We start from the raw sequence: 15,861 nt of genomic DNA on the forward strand, positions 1-15,861 counted from the left end.
AGATACATTGTATTGATTTCTATTTTAGATACAAATTTCGTGTTTTACACGATTGTTAAAGTCAATTGTATCCTTGAATTGAAGTTGCGTGTACTAATTAGTTCAAACAGATTAATTGTTATTAAATTTAGTTAACCACCAAGCTTTTGTATCTGCCTCACTAGCGCCTGATTTACAGGGACATCAATTTTATATTGATTTGCAAGCTTGCACACATAGCCATTAATAAAATCAATTTCGGTTTTTCTATTATTTGTTAAATCTTGATACATCGAAGAGTAATTTTTAGCCGTTGACTTAATGACGCTGTTCACAAGATCGATCATAGCGTTTAAGTCAAAATCTACACCATCAAAGCGAGCAACGTTTATGACCTCTTCAACGATCGTATTAAGTTGTTGCTGAAACGTTTGAGCTGCAAGTTCACCATTGGTAACACGGTTGATGGCCGTCAGCGGGTTAATGGCGCAATTTATAATTAGTTTTTGCCACAATATCGTTGGCAACTCCTCGGCTTGTTCAGCAACTAAAAATAGTGATTTAAAGTCGTTGATATTGAGAGCGCTGTGAGGAGAATGAGTAACAATTGACTGCCACTGACTTTGGCCGATAGCGGCTAAAATAATGTTGTTTCCTTGATGATTGACGCCACTGCTTGTTGTGCAAAAGTATACATTGCGGTTTGGTTTAACTTGCAATAGTTCAAGTACGTCCGGAATTGTTCCCATGCCATTGTGACATAGGACGACATTGGCATCGTCAGCTAAGCTGCCTAAAACGTCGGCAATGGCGTTTACTATGTCATAGGCTTTGACTGCTACCACTAAATTGTTAATCGTTTCATCGTTTCGTAGGCGCCTTGGTAAGGGCAATCGTATTTGTTGTCCCTGCAAGTCGATAAAGGTTTTTTCACTAACAGATGAGCGACGAGTGAGTACAGTAACGGCGTGATTGGGTAAAACATTGACGGCACAAAAAGAACTGATCGCACCTTGACCAACAAAGTGCCAATCTCGATTATTTGGCATTAGCTGGTTTCCAAAATTTACTTACGAGTTTTTCAGCATATGGTTTAAAGACAAAATAATAGACTAGGCAACCTGACATGTCGGCAACAACATCAGCTAGGGATGCTTGTCTATTAGGCAGTGTACTTTGAATAAGCTCAACTAGAATGCCATACACTAAGGCGGCTCCAATTCCCCAGATTTTGGCGAGAGTAAAAGCAAAATCAAATAAAAATGACAAGCCCGAAAAAGCGATGAAATGACCCACTTTATCAATGTGAGGGATCTTGATGCCGGTATCCAAATGGGGATTAAAAAATAAGTACATTGAATAAATGAACGCGATAACAAAGGCGGTTTTAAAAAAGTAACTTTTAGACATGAAGCTCTTTAAATGAGGTAACACAATTTGACTGTATGTTACCCCACATTAAATTTAAATTTAACTGAGTATCTTTACTTAGCAGGTTTTATTTTAAGAAGTCGCTAAACTTTTGTTTAAACTTGTTTAGTTTTGGGTTTACGACCAAAGCACAGTAAGGTTGTTGCGGATTATTCTCGGCATATCCTTGGTGATACTCTTCTGCCGGATAAAAGATGGATATAGGTTCAACTTCAGTTACGATGTCACCATCCCAAATGTCGTGGTCATGAACGTCGCTAATTTTGTTGATGGCAGTTTGGCGCTGAACTTCGTCGTGATACAAGATTATCGACCTGTATTGTGTTCCAACATCATTGCCTTGACGGTTAAGTTGCGTTGGATCATGAAGTTGAAAAAAGAAATCGAGCAATAAATCGTATGAAATAATATCAGCGTCAAATGTCACTTGGATAACTTCAGCATGCCCAGTTTGACCACTGCAAATTTGCTGATAAGTTGGGTTGTCTACTTGACCGCCTGAGTAACCAGACACTGCTTGTTGCACACCGCGGATTGCATTGAGGGCGGATTCGATACACCAAAAACAACCGCCACCAAAAGTTGCCAATTGAATGTTTGACATATACATTGCTCCATAAATGATTTTTGTTAAAAAACTGCAAGTAGATTAATACAATATGAAGTTACAAACCAATTGTCCAATCTGTCGAATGATGCGCGCTGCTCTTTTGTGGTGTTTAATTTGTTTGGGCTTCTATTTTATTTTTAAACCTTTTTAAGACTGCAATGACCCAACCTATTTTTATTGAATCAACAGACAGCGATAATTCAGAAACCTTCATTAAATTTGGTTTTGGGTTAGCTGGAATTAACTTTGTTGTGCATTTTGGCTTTTTGTCTCAATTGTATATTGCCAATATGTTTTTGTATGGGTTTGCAATAGCAATGCTGTTATTAGGCTATCTAAAACGCAGTGAACCACGACATAGATTAAAACTCGCGGATGATGGCTTAACTTTTTATCACCGAGCCAACACGGTTTTTGTTCCGTGGGAAAACATCCAGCGGGTCGGTATTCCTGCCCAAGATCGCATCGATGGTGGCAAGGAATATGACTTTATAGGCATTAAGGTTAAGGATCCTGAGTTATTTTACGATACGTTTCCATTGCGCTTAGCGTCAAAATTACTGATTGAACAAAGGCCGCTGTGGCTGGCTTTAGCCGGTAAGGGATGCGCAACAGGGCAGTGTGTGCCTGAGGATTTTATTGATTCTGTAGAATGTAAATTAGGGGCTAACCGTATTTATCGTGGACTCATTGCTATGTTTGTTCATCGTTCTGAGAAACTAAACGAATTACTTGGATTTCATTTTTATATCAACAGTAATGGAATTTCTGGTACACCAGCTAACGCATTGAAATTAATACAAGACACTAAAAATGAAAATATGAATCGATAAATTACTGTGTGTCCTTGATCAATTTAGTTCAAAACGCTAGAGTTATATTATAAGTAACATTTTTTGTTTGTTTTTGAAGGCAAACTAGAGGCTGAAGGTAGTTATGTCCGATATCCCATATATTCGAAGTGGTCGGAATACCATTATTCATAAGATCAGAAAAGTCGATCTTATCATTCAGAATGATATAGAGCACCCTAACGTAAAAGTAACGCAAAATGGCGTTCAAGCTTATGATGGCCCTGTACCAAGAAATAGACGTGAAGCGAAAGACGCTTATGTTGAAGTCGTAAACGTATCGAGCCCTGATGTTTTTGGTGAACCAAAAACATTAATGTTTGTGCAATGTCTAAATGGCAAAGAGTACAAAGTTGATTACTCTAAAGCGGGTACACCGCTGTTTATTCGAGTGCATCAGCAAAGCTACATATAATGAAAAACATGTAAGAAAAGCCGCAGATGCGGCTTTTTTTATGCCTAAAATTGGCCAAATTGATCATTTGGTTTCAGTAGCTACAAATTTTATATTTTGGTAATAGAAGTAAATACTCTAAAAACGAGGGGTTTCCCTATCGAATTGAAATTACTTCAGCGATATAATTGATCACTTCATAAATATTGACTGGGTTTTAAAGATGTTTGTTTTGCTTATGATGGTTGCCGTTGTTTGTTTTTCTGTGTATTTGTCAATTGAAGCGATGAAAAATGGCATGTGCGAGAAGCGTTGGTTTGTCGCCGGCATGTGTTTTGGTCCAGTTGTTTGGCCTATGTTTAATGTTAAAAAGCAAATGTTGTTACGCAAGCAACAAGGCATTGACGGCGTAAGTTTACGACTTTAAATCTGATACCTTCATATTTACCGCATGATCAAGGCGTGAATACGCTAACGCGTAAATAGGAGGGGGGACTCATCTGTTTGATAAATGCAAATGGGTCCATTGAATACCCTCAATAAAACTTTGTAGATGAAGCGAGTTTATATCTTGTGAACCATTATTGGGCCTTTTTCAACACAGGTTGTTGATTTGCCGCAAAGTGAGCCAATTCTTTTGAAGATAGTGGTTTAGAGTACAAGTACCCCTGCAGGACATCACATCCCATCTCAGCCATTAGCTTTTCTTGAGTACTCGTTTCAACTCCCTCAGCAACGGTCGACAAGCTTAGATTTCGTGCAATAGTGATAATCGTATCGATCATTGCTCGGCCGACGCTAGTACCTGCATCATCAACAAAGGCTTTGTCAATTTTTAAGGTATTAAGTGGGAACTTGCGCAGGTAAGACAACGAAGAGTAGCCGGTACCAAAGTCGTCCATAGCCAACTGAATTCCTAAAGCTCTAAGTTCATGCATAACTTGAATGGCATGTTGCGGATCGTCCATTACCGTACCTTCGGTGATCTCCAACTCTAGATTGTTCGGGCTTAATCCAGTTTCTAACAATATTGATTCAATTCGATGAATTAGATTGGGTAGGTTAAATTGCCTAGCTGATAAGTTGACCGCGACACGCCCTGACATCAAGCCTGAATCGATCCAACGTTTCATGTCGGCACAAGCTTTTCTTAGGACGACTTCACCAATCTCGACAACTTGCCCTGTCTCTTCGGAGATCGGAATAAATGTGCCTGGACTAACCAAAGTACCACTTGGAGAGATAAAGCGCACCAGAGCTTCCATACCAACTAATTTGCCGGTGCTGAAACTCATCTTAGGTTGGTAATACACATGGAAGTAATCTTCTTTTAATCCCTGACGAATTAAATTTTCTACCTGCAAACGTTTAACAGCTTGTTTATTCATCTCTTTATTAAAGAATAAGTAGCGATTACCTTTTTCTTTGGCGTGATACATAGCGGTGTCAGCATTACGATGCAAGGTTTCAGGTTGTTGACCATCATCTGGATATAAGACAATACCGATACTGGCAGCGACAACAAATTCATGTTGTTCGATTCGGAATGGATTTGACAGCAGTCGAAGCAACTCTTTGGCAAGAAGTGTCACTTTATGAATGTCGTTGGTACCTTCCATTGTAATAGCAAATTCATCGCCGCCAAGACGATATAAAATACATTGACTGTTGGTGAGGGGCTTTAACCGTTCGGAGATCTTCACCAATAATATATCACCAAGTACATGACCTAAAGAGTCGTTAATTTTTTTGAAATCGTCGACATCAAATACCAATATTGCGGTTTCTAATTGTTTGTCTACGCATTTTTGCAAACGCGAGAAGAATACATTTCGATTAGGCAGACCTGTTAACGTATCAGTGCGCGCCATTTTTATGAGTTTGGCTTCCGCTTTTTTACGCATAGTCGTGTCGGATACAACCGCGACATAGTTTGTAATCGCGTTTTCATCATTTCGGATACAGTTGACCGTGACAAAAGCGATAAACATATTGCCATCTTTTCCCTGGCCGGTGACGTCTCCCTGCCAGTTCCCAGTTTTATCGACAGCCGACTTAATATCGGTAATAAGCGAAGGGCTGATGGAGTTAAAGTTAAGCTTTTTACCAATAAGGTCACTAGAACTGAAACTGGTGATTTGGGTATAACCAGGGTTAATATGGATAACATTAAAGTCAGAGTTGAGGATAACCACGCCATCGGTCAAGCTTTGAATGCTTCGGGCAAATATCTCTAGATTGCTTTCGGTTTTTTTTATTTGGTGAATATCTTTAAATGCACCAGTCATACGAATCGGGTAACCCGCGGCATTAGACGAAACAACTTTACCTTTGTCTAAGATCCAGCGCCACTTGTCATTGCTGCCTTTGATCCGATACACACATTCAAACTCATTAACTTCGCCATTGAGGTGGAGTTTTAGCTTTTCGACAACTTTTTCGACATCTTGTGGATGAATATGCGGTCTGTTTGGCGGAAAATCAGAAGGGTCGATATTTGGCAGGGGGTAAGTACCTGCGCCATTTGTTCTATGAAGGCTGCCCCTGTGGATATTCCAATCCCACATTTCATCGCCACTTGCCCATAAAGACAAACGCAATCGCTCTTCGCTTTCAGTAATTTGACCTTGATATTGTCTGAATCGGTATAAACCGTAGACCAAGTAACCCGTAAGGCATAATGCAAACAGGATAAAAATCGACAAGACTGCTCCATCAGAAAACAGTTTTTCGATTACATTTGAGATTGATTCGGTTTCTAACGCGTAAGTGTTAAAACTTACAAGGCTTGAAACAGCCACAATTTTATTGTTATTTTTTTTCAGTGGACTTAGCACAACGACGACTACAGCTAGTTAAACGCTGATTCAAATTACCTTATGGATGCGCTACTGTCAAAGTTTGGATGCGAGTTGGCAAGCTTTTATCGTTAAATATATGATTAATTGATCGAATTTTATTCGGTTGATATTTGGTAGCCAGTGGCGAACTGCTCCAATAGATTGGTTTTTGCCCATTGTTGCAATTCATCTAAAGTTGCCAGTTGCAGTTCTTCTACTATTCGAGACTTGTGATTAAACTCATAATCTTTGTTGCCAACACTAACCCATAATTGTTGACACTTTTGATTTAAATTGGCGGGTTGTTCTTGATATTGGTGAATTACGGCCTGTTTATGAGCGTTAAATTCGTCTAACTCTAAATGATCTAACTCTTTGATAAAGCCTTCGATACAAAGGCCGATATGCCGTTCAAGTTCGCTGTTTTCAACTTCATGTGATTGCACATAGACAACAAGTCCTGGGACATTGCATAAAGGCATATAACCACTACCTGCGAGATAACCTAATTGTTGCTCGGTGCGTAAATAGTTAAATGCATATGGCGCTAAAATTTGTGAACATAGAATAAACCATGCTTTTTCAACGACGTCGGTTTTATCGTCTACGGTTTTGTTGCCCTGTAGGTAGATAATTGCGGCGTTGTCACTGTGTTCAACCGGAACGCGTTGTTTTTCTACACCAATCCTATCAAGTTTTACATTTGCTCGAACATTTTCCTCGACCTTAGTGGCATGGCTAAAACGTTGTTCCACTAAGGCGTTAATATTTAAAGCTTGTTGAGTATTCCAGTTACCATAAATGAGCATCTCTGCATTAACCGCATTAAATAGTGTGCTATGGAACGCTAAGAATTCAGCAAAACTGACATCAGCTAAAATCTCTGCGAGTTCTAAACTATTGGCCACTTTAGGGATTAAAGTTGAATTTAAATGACTAAATAAAAGGCTAATGGGGCGATTCGACTCACTATTGTTCCAGTGTTTTATCAACTGACGTTTAATCTCTTTAAACCGACTCTCGACAAAATTTGGTTTCAACATGGTATCAATTAGCGTTAAAAGTAGCTCATGTTGTCGGTTACTCAAGCCTGACGTATAGATTGTGATGCCACCGTTATGTGCATAGATATTATAATAAAGCCCAGCCATTTCAGCTTGGTAATGTTGTTCAGATACCGAGTCTAAAAATAAGTCACAAAACATCCGCATCATTGTTTGATTACGTTTGCTAGCGATGCCATTTGGTAAGTCTAGGCCGAGGTAAATATTGCCCTTTGGTACGCGATAACTAACATCTTGTTTAAACCACGTTTTCCAACCCAATTTGTCTTCTATGTTAATAGGGGTAAGACTATTAAAGTCGAGCTGTTCTAACTTTATCTCTCCTCCCAAATAAGGGTTTTCTGGGGGCAGTTGGAAATTAAAATCACTCCAACTTGTGTCATTCAATAGTTTCCTAACGTCCAAATCAATATCGGTAACGGCATAGGGGGTATGGTACCAAGGTGCTTTATGTTGCGTATGGATTGACTGACTTACTAACGTCACACGAAAGTTGTCAGCATTTAAGTAGCCTAAAATTTCCTGCCATTGTTGGATGTTAAAGCCGTCCATCCGATAATCTCCAGACAGATAGTCTACTTCTGGATAATGTTGCATATTGAGGGCAATTTGATTGGCAAGTTTGGTCGCTTTAATTTCTTCTTGGTAGTTAAAACTGACTTGAGTCAAAACTTGTTGTTCGTCATATAAATAGGCTGCGGGCACTGTTTGTTTCAAAAAATTTAGGTAGGCAAAAGTAATCTCTAAAATATCGTCAATATTTTCTTCGCCTAACTCGGTTAATTCCAGAGACAAATTAAAGTCTTTAAAATTATTGCCACTTATGCCGTTCCCAGCAGTTAAGGCGTTTATATATTCTTTGTTGTCTAACGCTTCGTATAACGACCCTTTCCCTTCATAACCAATGATATGCGCCACAAAACTCAGCATCTTTGTGTTGTACATATAATTCATGTCAGGCATCGAGAACGTCACATTAAGTTTGTGGATCTCTTTAACTGGATGGATTCCAATAAATTGATTTAATTCTTGGTCGCGATAAAGTGGTGGTTCAATACCTGGCTTGGCGAACTTCGGATCGTTGGATTTAATTGCAGAAAACGTTGTCGCAATTAAATCACGCATCATTTCTATAGGTTCTGCAGTGACTATCGACACTGTCATATATTGAGCTTGATAATTTTGGTGCCAAAATGAAAATAATTCGTCGGCGACAGGTCGGTCAGGTAAATCTGAAAGAGTATGTTTATTGCCAACTGAAAATTTATGGAACGGATGGTCAGGATTACTCGTTTGTTTATGCACCTGTTGGATACGACGACTGTCATCTTGCAGTTTTAGTTTATATTCTTCATGGATAGCTTCTTGCTCACGCGATAGGGCGTCATGACTGAACAAAGGCTCGATAAACATATTAGCAAACTGGTCGAGAGCAGTGGCAAAAAATTCTGGATGAACATCAAAATAAAAACAGCTGTGCTCTGTGCCAGTCCAAGCGTTACACATCCCACCGTGTTGCCCAACAAAATGACTTAGTCCATTCACTTCTGGGTATTTTTTGCTGCCATTAAACAATAAGTGCTCAACAAAATGTGCAAAACCCGGGCGGTCAACGGGATCATCAAAATGTCCCGTATTCACGACCAGTGAACAGGCGTTTTTATGGCAGTCATCTTGTTCAACTAAAACAATTCGAAGGCCATTATCTAACGTCATAGCCAAATAATTTTTGTTGTCGTTGGGACTAATATTCAATGTTTATATCTCGTTTGGTTCTCGAAATACCGCAGCATTATGTATCTCTTTATCCTAGCTGTTTTTTTCAAGAAATCGAGATATATAAATAAGATACGTGCTGAAACAATTAATTTCATAAATTAATGGTCAATAATTGGTGAATTAATTATAGTAGTCACTAGTGTAGGCAAGACAACTAGTGACAATGGCAATTTATCTTTATATCGTTCGACACGGAGAAGCTGAGTCAATCGCAGCCGAAGATCAACTTCGTGTGCTCTCAGAACATGGCCGCTGGGAAGCAAAACGTACAGCACTGTGGTTGAAAACGCAGCTTGGACAGTTTCAACAAGTCTATGCCTCGCCGTATATTCGCGCCCAACAAACGAAAGATATTATTATTGAACGTGGTCCAGATGCGTTAGATATAGACGTAATTGTGGATTTGATCCCAGAGGGGGATCCAAAAGTCGCAATGGATTTTGTTTTGGCTAGTATTGATAAAAACACCGTTGATGACATAAATATTCTATGTGTTTCGCATATGCCTTTGGTGAGTTATTTAATCGGCGAAATAACAGGTTACACACCCATAATGGCGACGGCGGGCGTTGCAAAGATTAAAATTAACCTAGATAAATGGAATGGTGTGTTAGAAACGCTGATCGCCCCTGAACAAATGTTGTAATTGCAACTTACCAGTCTACTGATTTACCGCTTTAACAAAAACTGCAAATCCTCGCCTAAATCAATAATTATGACAATTGCGCCTTGGCCGCCCCATTCGAGTGGTGCTTGATGTAATGCGGCAACATCCGGGTGTTGCAGTAAATAATGTGGGATTTTTCGTTTTAGAACGCCGCCCCCAACACCATGAACGATACAAGCACTTAATAATTGTTCTGTTTTGCATGTTGTGATCAAGTCAGCTAAATCTCGTTTAGCGCTTTCTTTGGTGTGACCATGAAGGTCTAACACGATATCGGGTTGAATTTCACCGCGCCTAATGAGTTTTGCTAGGTAACTGGGTTGTCCCGGTTTAACAAAACTTAACGTCTGCTCGAAATCGATCAAAGGTTCGTATTCTTCAGAAAAGTGAAAGCGGGTCGCTGCTAGCTTATCGTCCTTATCGATATTCTTTCTATCTTCTTCCTTAAAGTTTGAAGCTAAAGCTCTATTTTGCTTGCTGAGCGCTTTCCCAAAGTGTATTTTGTCTTGCTTGAATGGTTTGACGCCCTGCATCTCATCAGCAAATGTACTTGGCAAAGATGGACTATCATCTTTTTTGTTGAGTAAATCTTTAAAATTCAAATTTTTTTCAGACATTTTGCGAGAAAGTTTAAGCAATATAGTGCGGGGTATTGTAAATTAAGCTGGTGAGTACGACCAGATTAATTAGGGTTTTTGATGCAAAAAGAGTTATCTGAGCTAACAATATTGCTCGAAGAAGCAGTAACTGAACTTCAAACGGTTAACGATCTAATTCGTTGGTCGGTAAGTCGATTCAATGAAAGCGACATTTATTTAGGTCACGGAACCGATAATCCGTGGGATGAAGCCGCCCAATTAATTACCTATGCGCTGAGTTTACCACCTACAATGAATGAACATTTATTGCAGGCGCGCACGACATTAAGTGAACGTAAAAATGCATTAGGTCTTATTGAGCAGCGTATATTAACCAAAAAACCGGCAGCTTATTTAACCCAAGTATCCTATTTTTGTGGTCTGCCATTTTTTGTCAATGAAGATGTATTAGTGCCGCGTTCACCAATTGGTGAATTGATCACAAATAATTTCGAAGGGCTCATTTCAAACACGCCTTTGAGAATAATGGATTTGTGTACGGGGTCAGGATGTATTGCAATTGCGACAGCATTTGCTTTTCCAGATGCAACAATAGATGCGTTGGACATTAGTCCTGAGGCACTTGCTGTTGCAGATGAGAACATCCATAGGTTACAGGTTGAAGATCGAGTATTCCCTATTATGTCTGACGTTTTTGCGTCAGTAGAGGGACTTAAATATGATCTTATTGTATCTAATCCACCTTATGTGGACTTAGAAGATCTAGGTGACATGCCGGAAGAATTTCACCACGAACCGGAAATTGGTTTAGGCAGTGGTAATGACGGTTTGGACATCACACGTATTATTTTAAAACAAGCTGCTGCACATTTAGAAGATAATGGATTGCTTATTGTTGAAGTTGGTAACTCCATGATCCATTTGCAAGCCGAATTCCCAGAAGTCCCATTTAATTGGTTGGAATTTGAAAATGGCGGTATTGGTGTATTTGCCATAACCAAGCAGCAATTAATTGATCATAAAGATTTATTTTAGCCGTTTTTTGATAGCGGTTTAATTAAAAGAATAATTTAGAAAAGAAAGAGGGCGTAATGGCTGGAAATACCATCGGTGAAGTGTTTAAAGTAACAACATTTGGCGAAAGTCATGGTAATGGCTTGGGCTGTATTATAGATGGTTGCCCTCCAGGGTTGGCGATATCTGCAGAAGATATTCAGCGCGACTTAGATCGACGTAAACCTGGTACCTCACGTTTCACAACACAACGCCGAGAAGCGGACGAAGTGAAAATTTTAAGTGGTGTTTTTGAAGGGGTTACAACTGGCACTTCAATTGGTTTGCTAATCGAAAATACAGACCAACGTTCAAATGACTATTCGAATATTAAAGACAAGTTTAGACCTGGTCATGCGGACTATACCTATCACCATAAATACGGTGTCCGAGATTACCGAGGCGGTGGTCGTTCGTCAGCCCGAGAAACAGCGATGCGTGTTGCCGCTGGTGGTTTTGCCAAAGCATGGTTAAAACAACATGCTGGAATCGAAATATTCGGTTATATGGCACAACTTGGTCCAATTGCGATTGAGTCAGTAGATCCAACTATTATAGAAACAAACCCGTTTTTCTGCCCTGATGAAAAAGCCGTAGAAAAATGGGATGAGTATATGCGAGACCTTAAAAAGCAAGGTAACTCGGTGGGTGCAAAAATTACCGTTGTCGCTAAACAGGTGCCGGTAGGACTTGGTGAACCCGTATTCGACCGCCTAGATGCCGATATCGCTAAATCCTTAATGAGCATTAATGCTGTTAAGGGAGTAGAAATTGGTGATGGCTTTGGTGTCGTTGAGCAGAAAGGTTCAGAACACCGCGACGAGATGACCCCAGAGGGGTTTAAATCTAATCACGCAGGCGGTATTTTGGGCGGTATTTCAAGTGGTCAGGATATTATTGCGCACATCGCATTAAAACCAACGTCAAGTATTAGCGTTGAAGGCGAAACGATAGACGTGAATGGCCAAACCCAGCCAGTAGTTACTAAAGGTCGTCACGATCCCTGTGTTGGCATTCGCGCCGTACCAATTGCTGAGGCTATGTTAGCCATTACTTTAATGGATCACTTTTTAAGAAACAGAGCTCAAAATGCGGACGTAGTTGTGACAACGCCGGTTATCCCTGCGTCTGTAAAGTAATTACATGGATAATATAAAACTGAGTTCATTGGTGCCAGCGGCAGCAGTGAACTTTTTTTATTATGGCTTTCTTGGCGGCGTGATCTCGTATCTCGCTGTCTTTTTGAGTTCACGTGGATTTACGTCGACCGAAGTTGGAACCTTAATAGCGTCATATACGTTTATCAGAATATTTTCGGGTCAACTATGGGCCTACTTGGCCGATCTCCAACAGAACCCCAAACGATACTTTCAACTCGCGGTCATAATTTCATTTGTCGCTTTGTTACCTGCGGTTTTTATCGATATTAAGTGGGTGACCAACATTTCAATGATTTGTGCCTTTGTCTTTTTTATGGCGGCGGTGTCCCAGATTGAAGTGTTATCGCTGGTGGCAACAAAAAGCAATCCAACTATTTATAACAGAGTCCGATTATTTGGCAGTATTGGTTTTATTGTTGCGGCAATAGCGGTGGGCACAATTGTCGATATTTATGGACCAGGTGTGATCTTGTATGTGGGTTTAGGGCTTATTTTTCTGACGTATCTAACAAGCTTATACCTCGATAATGGAGATCCGTTAGCCCATGACGAACTTGGCGATAGCGAAGGGTTTTTTAAACGTTGTTGTACGGTTGGTTTTGGCTCGTTCTTGATTGCGTCAATATTACTGCAAATGAGTTTTGCGCCATATGTTGGTTTTTTCACTCAGTATTTGTCACAACATGAATATCCAGGCACTGCGACTGGCATTCTATTTGCGCTAGGAACGTTTGCTGAAATTTTTATGTTTCTCATTGCCGGTCATCTATTAGCAAGATATAGCCTTAAGTTGCTTATGGTTGTTTGTTTGATGTTAACGGCGCTTCGTTGGCTATTAATGGCTTATTATATCGATTTTGTCATTGTCGTTATTCTTACCCAGATTATTCACGCAGTGAGCTTTGGGTTAATGCACAGTTCAAGTATCCATTTTGTTCGACGTTATTTTCCTAAGCGGATGCAAAATCAAGGGCAATTTATGTACCTTGGGATCACCTTTGGTATTGGTGGCGCACTTGGTGCTTGGGTTACGGGCATGACTTGGAACGAAGGACTTGGAGGCAGTGACACCTTTGTCTGGGCTAGCATGGTTGTCTTGGTTGCAGGATTAGTGATTTTAATGACACCCCGCAAAAAATTTCAATTTGAACCTGACAAAGTCCAAGTATAATAGCCATTTTGAGCTGTAGTTAAATTTCGTGAGTGAAGACGAGCCTGTGAAAGAATATGCTGACCTAATCGCCATTTTTGAGCAAACTTTTTTTGCTAAATACAATACTAAACTGGTCTTAGGCGGCAGTGAACCCATTTACTTGCCTGCTAATACGAGTGACCTTGGGCTTGACGCACAGCCCTATGCACAAGTGGTTTTTGCCCATGGCTATTTTACCAGCGCATTGCACGAAATTGCCCATTGGTGTTTAGCCGGAATGCCGAGGCTGAATAAAATTGATTATGGTTATTGGTATTGTCCCGATGGCCGCACTGCAGAGCAGCAAGCCAAATTCCAACAAGCGGAAGTCAAACCCCAGGCCATTGAAATGGCGTTTAGTCTAGCCTGTGGCATTAAATTTAATGTCAGTTGTGACAACTTATCAGGCGATGAATTTGGTCGTCAACCTGATCACATTGCTTTTGAACAAGATGTTGCTCGCCAATTTAAAGCTTATCTAGCTGATGGCTTTCCACCTCGGGCAGAGTTATTTATCGCGGCACTGAGTCAATTCTATCAACAGGATATTTACGGTCATCAGGAAGCTCTAGATATAGCAAACCGACAAACAGAGGTTGCTTAAAATGACGCAGCTAACAAAAAATTCAGCAAATGATAAAACAAACGCACAAACCAACCCACTGAGAAAAAAATTTCGATTAGGGTTAATTATCAATCCTTTAGCGGGTATGGGCGGAACCGTCGGGCTAAAAGGAAGTGATGAATTAACTTCAATTCAACAGGCAGAATCGTTAGGGGCAATTGCCCAGGCAAATCAACGAGCGAAAGTGGCATTGGAGCAATTTTTACCATTTGCTGCAGATGTAGATATTTTTACAGTGAGCGACCAAATGGGCGAAAATTTATGCCAGTCACTCGGGTTCTCGTACCAGGTTGTCTATCAAACAAGCTCAAATACCACTAACGCCCAAGACACGATTGACGCAGCAACACTTATGTCTGACATGGCATTAGACCTTATTTTATTTGCCGGGGGAGATGGTACTGCGCGTAATATATGTGAAGCAGTAACCGACAATACGACTGTACTCGGCATTCCAGCGGGTTGTAAAATTCATTCTGGGGTTTATGCAATAACACCAAAAGCGGCGGGACGAATTGTCCATATGTTGATCGCTGGCGAACTTGTTTCAGTGCAAGAAGCAGACGTCATGGATATAGATGAGGCACAATTTAGGCAAGGTGTCGTGCGAGCCAAGCGTTTTGGTGAATTGCAGATCCCTTCAGAGTTACGCTATGTGCAAGCGGTAAAAATGGGCGGCAAAGAAAGTGATGAGTTAGTATTGCAAGATATTGCAGCCAGCGTCATCGACGAAATGGAAAGTGAAGAAACCTACATTATGGGCTCCGGTTCAACAGTTGCATTTATTATGGAAGAGCTCGATATCAAAAATACCTTATTAGGTGTTGATGTGATCAAAGATCACCAACTAATTGCGACGGATGTTACGACCAATCAATTACTACCTTTGTTAGAGCATAAACCCGTGAAATTAGTGATAACGCTTATAGGTGGACAGGGGCATATTTTTGGTCGGGGGAATCAACAACTTTCACCGGAAGTCATCAGAACTATAGGTAAAGAGAATATTGTTGTCGTTGCAACAAAACGAAAGTTACAGGCTTTGGCGGGACGTCCCCTCATTGCAGACACTGGTGATATTGAATTAGACAAAATGTTGGCAGGTCATATTAAAGTGACAACTGGATATAAAGACCAAGTGTTTTATCCCGTTGGATATGAAGAAATATAAAAGGATACACATGTTAGATTTAGAACAACTAAGTGATGACGCGCAAGTTTACTTCGACGGTTATGTAGCAACCGGAACAGATGATGAGTTATTTGCGAGTGGCTATTTAAGAGGACACGTAGATTTGGTTTTAGGTGGTGCTTTAATGCAAAACAAAGCGCTAACAATGGACGAGTTTATTGACTTAGTTGAACAAAGCGTCAACAAAGCCATTAAAAATGGTGAATTGGAACAATCTGACGTAATTACGGTTAATAACGTCCTCAATGGCCTCCTAAAAACACTATAACAGCATATTAGCTCAAATAGTCTAGATGGTGGCTGTAGTAATAAATTACTTGCTACGTTGTTTCTAGTTCGTTGTTTTAAACAGGATTACAACGCATCACGTTAATCTAAAGGCTGTATTTAACAGCCTTTTAATATATAGATGGTAATGAATTGAG

Annotated in this window: 16 protein-coding genes; 10 read left to right on the forward strand and 6 right to left on the reverse strand. The window is 40.1% G+C overall.

From position 1 onward, the window contains the following. Positions 1-131: 131 nt before the first annotated feature. The 3 genes from Q4575_RS08855 to msrA all read right to left on the reverse strand — a co-directional run bounded on the left by Q4575_RS08855 (position 132) and on the right by msrA (position 2,014). On the reverse strand, positions 132-1,028 hold the full coding sequence (locus Q4575_RS08855) for a ketopantoate reductase family protein (RefSeq protein WP_303522439.1): 897 nt from the start codon (positions 1,026-1,028) through the stop codon (positions 132-134). Further along, a complete protein-coding gene (locus tag Q4575_RS08860; RefSeq protein ID WP_215965103.1) occupies positions 1,018-1,389 on the reverse strand; it encodes a VanZ family protein in 372 nt (123 codons plus the stop codon). Before Q4575_RS08860 ends, Q4575_RS08855 begins: the two co-directional genes overlap by 11 nt. Before the next feature lie 88 nt (positions 1,390-1,477). After that, positions 1,478-2,014, reverse strand: a complete 537-nt coding sequence (msrA, locus tag Q4575_RS08865) for a peptide-methionine (S)-S-oxide reductase MsrA (RefSeq protein WP_215965102.1) — start codon at positions 2,012-2,014, stop codon at positions 1,478-1,480. A 164-nt stretch (positions 2,015-2,178) separates the two neighbouring features. Between msrA and Q4575_RS08870 the strand changes: the two genes are divergently transcribed. The 3 genes from Q4575_RS08870 to Q4575_RS08880 all read left to right on the forward strand — a co-directional run bounded on the left by Q4575_RS08870 (position 2,179) and on the right by Q4575_RS08880 (position 3,692). Further along, entirely contained in the window at positions 2,179-2,853 is a 675-nt protein-coding gene (locus Q4575_RS08870; RefSeq protein WP_303522442.1) for a DUF2982 domain-containing protein, read from the forward strand. A 103-nt stretch (positions 2,854-2,956) separates the two neighbouring features. Continuing rightward, positions 2,957-3,286 (forward strand): hypothetical protein, encoded by a 330-nt coding sequence (locus Q4575_RS08875; RefSeq protein WP_215965100.1) that lies wholly within the window; start codon positions 2,957-2,959, stop codon positions 3,284-3,286. Between the two features lie 202 nt (positions 3,287-3,488). After that, a complete protein-coding gene (locus Q4575_RS08880) occupies positions 3,489-3,692 on the forward strand; it encodes a hypothetical protein (protein WP_215965099.1) in 204 nt (67 codons plus the stop codon). A gap of 154 nt (positions 3,693-3,846) precedes the next feature. On the opposite strand, the gene Q4575_RS08885 is transcribed toward Q4575_RS08880, so the two are convergent. Beyond that, on the reverse strand, positions 3,847-5,970 hold the full coding sequence (locus tag Q4575_RS08885; RefSeq protein ID WP_303522444.1) for an EAL domain-containing protein: 2,124 nt from the start codon (positions 5,968-5,970) through the stop codon (positions 3,847-3,849). A 251-nt stretch (positions 5,971-6,221) separates the two neighbouring features. Next, on the reverse strand, positions 6,222-8,924 hold the full coding sequence (locus Q4575_RS08890; protein WP_303522446.1) for an insulinase family protein: 2,703 nt from the start codon (positions 8,922-8,924) through the stop codon (positions 6,222-6,224). A 187-nt stretch (positions 8,925-9,111) separates the two neighbouring features. Between Q4575_RS08890 and sixA the strand changes: the two genes are divergently transcribed. Beyond that, positions 9,112-9,594 carry a phosphohistidine phosphatase SixA gene (gene sixA / locus Q4575_RS08895; protein ID WP_272181960.1) on the forward strand — a complete coding sequence of 161 codons (483 nt, stop codon included), beginning with the start codon at positions 9,112-9,114 and terminating at the stop codon, positions 9,592-9,594. Between the two features lie 23 nt (positions 9,595-9,617). Here sixA and smrB read toward each other — a convergent pair whose 3' ends face one another. Then, on the reverse strand, positions 9,618-10,217 hold the full coding sequence (gene smrB / locus Q4575_RS08900; protein ID WP_252736642.1) for an endonuclease SmrB: 600 nt from the start codon (positions 10,215-10,217) through the stop codon (positions 9,618-9,620). A 96-nt stretch (positions 10,218-10,313) separates the two neighbouring features. On the opposite strand from smrB, the gene prmB reads away from it, so the two are divergent. Genes prmB through Q4575_RS08930 form a run of 6 tightly spaced genes read left to right on the forward strand, consistent with a single transcriptional unit; the run spans position 10,314 to position 15,704 of the window. Then, positions 10,314-11,249, forward strand: coding sequence for a 50S ribosomal protein L3 N(5)-glutamine methyltransferase (prmB, locus tag Q4575_RS08905; RefSeq protein ID WP_215965095.1), 936 nt, complete (start codon positions 10,314-10,316; stop codon positions 11,247-11,249). Between the two features lie 56 nt (positions 11,250-11,305). Further along, positions 11,306-12,406: a chorismate synthase gene (gene aroC, locus Q4575_RS08910; RefSeq protein ID WP_303522450.1), complete on the forward strand. Its 1,101-nt coding sequence runs from the start codon at positions 11,306-11,308 to the stop codon at positions 12,404-12,406. Between the two features lie 4 nt (positions 12,407-12,410). Then, positions 12,411-13,598: an MFS transporter gene (locus Q4575_RS08915; protein WP_215965093.1), complete on the forward strand. Its 1,188-nt coding sequence runs from the start codon at positions 12,411-12,413 to the stop codon at positions 13,596-13,598. Between the two features lie 28 nt (positions 13,599-13,626). Continuing rightward, entirely contained in the window at positions 13,627-14,223 is a 597-nt protein-coding gene (locus tag Q4575_RS08920; RefSeq protein ID WP_303522453.1) for an elongation factor P hydroxylase, read from the forward strand. A 1-nt stretch (position 14,224) separates the two neighbouring features. Beyond that, on the forward strand, positions 14,225-15,415 hold the full coding sequence (locus Q4575_RS08925; RefSeq protein WP_303522455.1) for an ATP-NAD kinase family protein: 1,191 nt from the start codon (positions 14,225-14,227) through the stop codon (positions 15,413-15,415). Positions 15,416-15,425: 10 nt separating this feature from the next. Beyond that, positions 15,426-15,704, forward strand: a complete 279-nt coding sequence (locus Q4575_RS08930) for a YfcL family protein (RefSeq protein WP_303522458.1) — start codon at positions 15,426-15,428, stop codon at positions 15,702-15,704. Positions 15,705-15,861 lie beyond the last annotated feature (157 nt).

Origin of the sequence: Psychrosphaera sp. 1_MG-2023 (genome assembly GCF_030548245.1) — a bacterium.
Taxonomy (GTDB): domain Bacteria; phylum Pseudomonadota; class Gammaproteobacteria; order Enterobacterales; family Alteromonadaceae; genus Psychrosphaera; species Psychrosphaera algicola.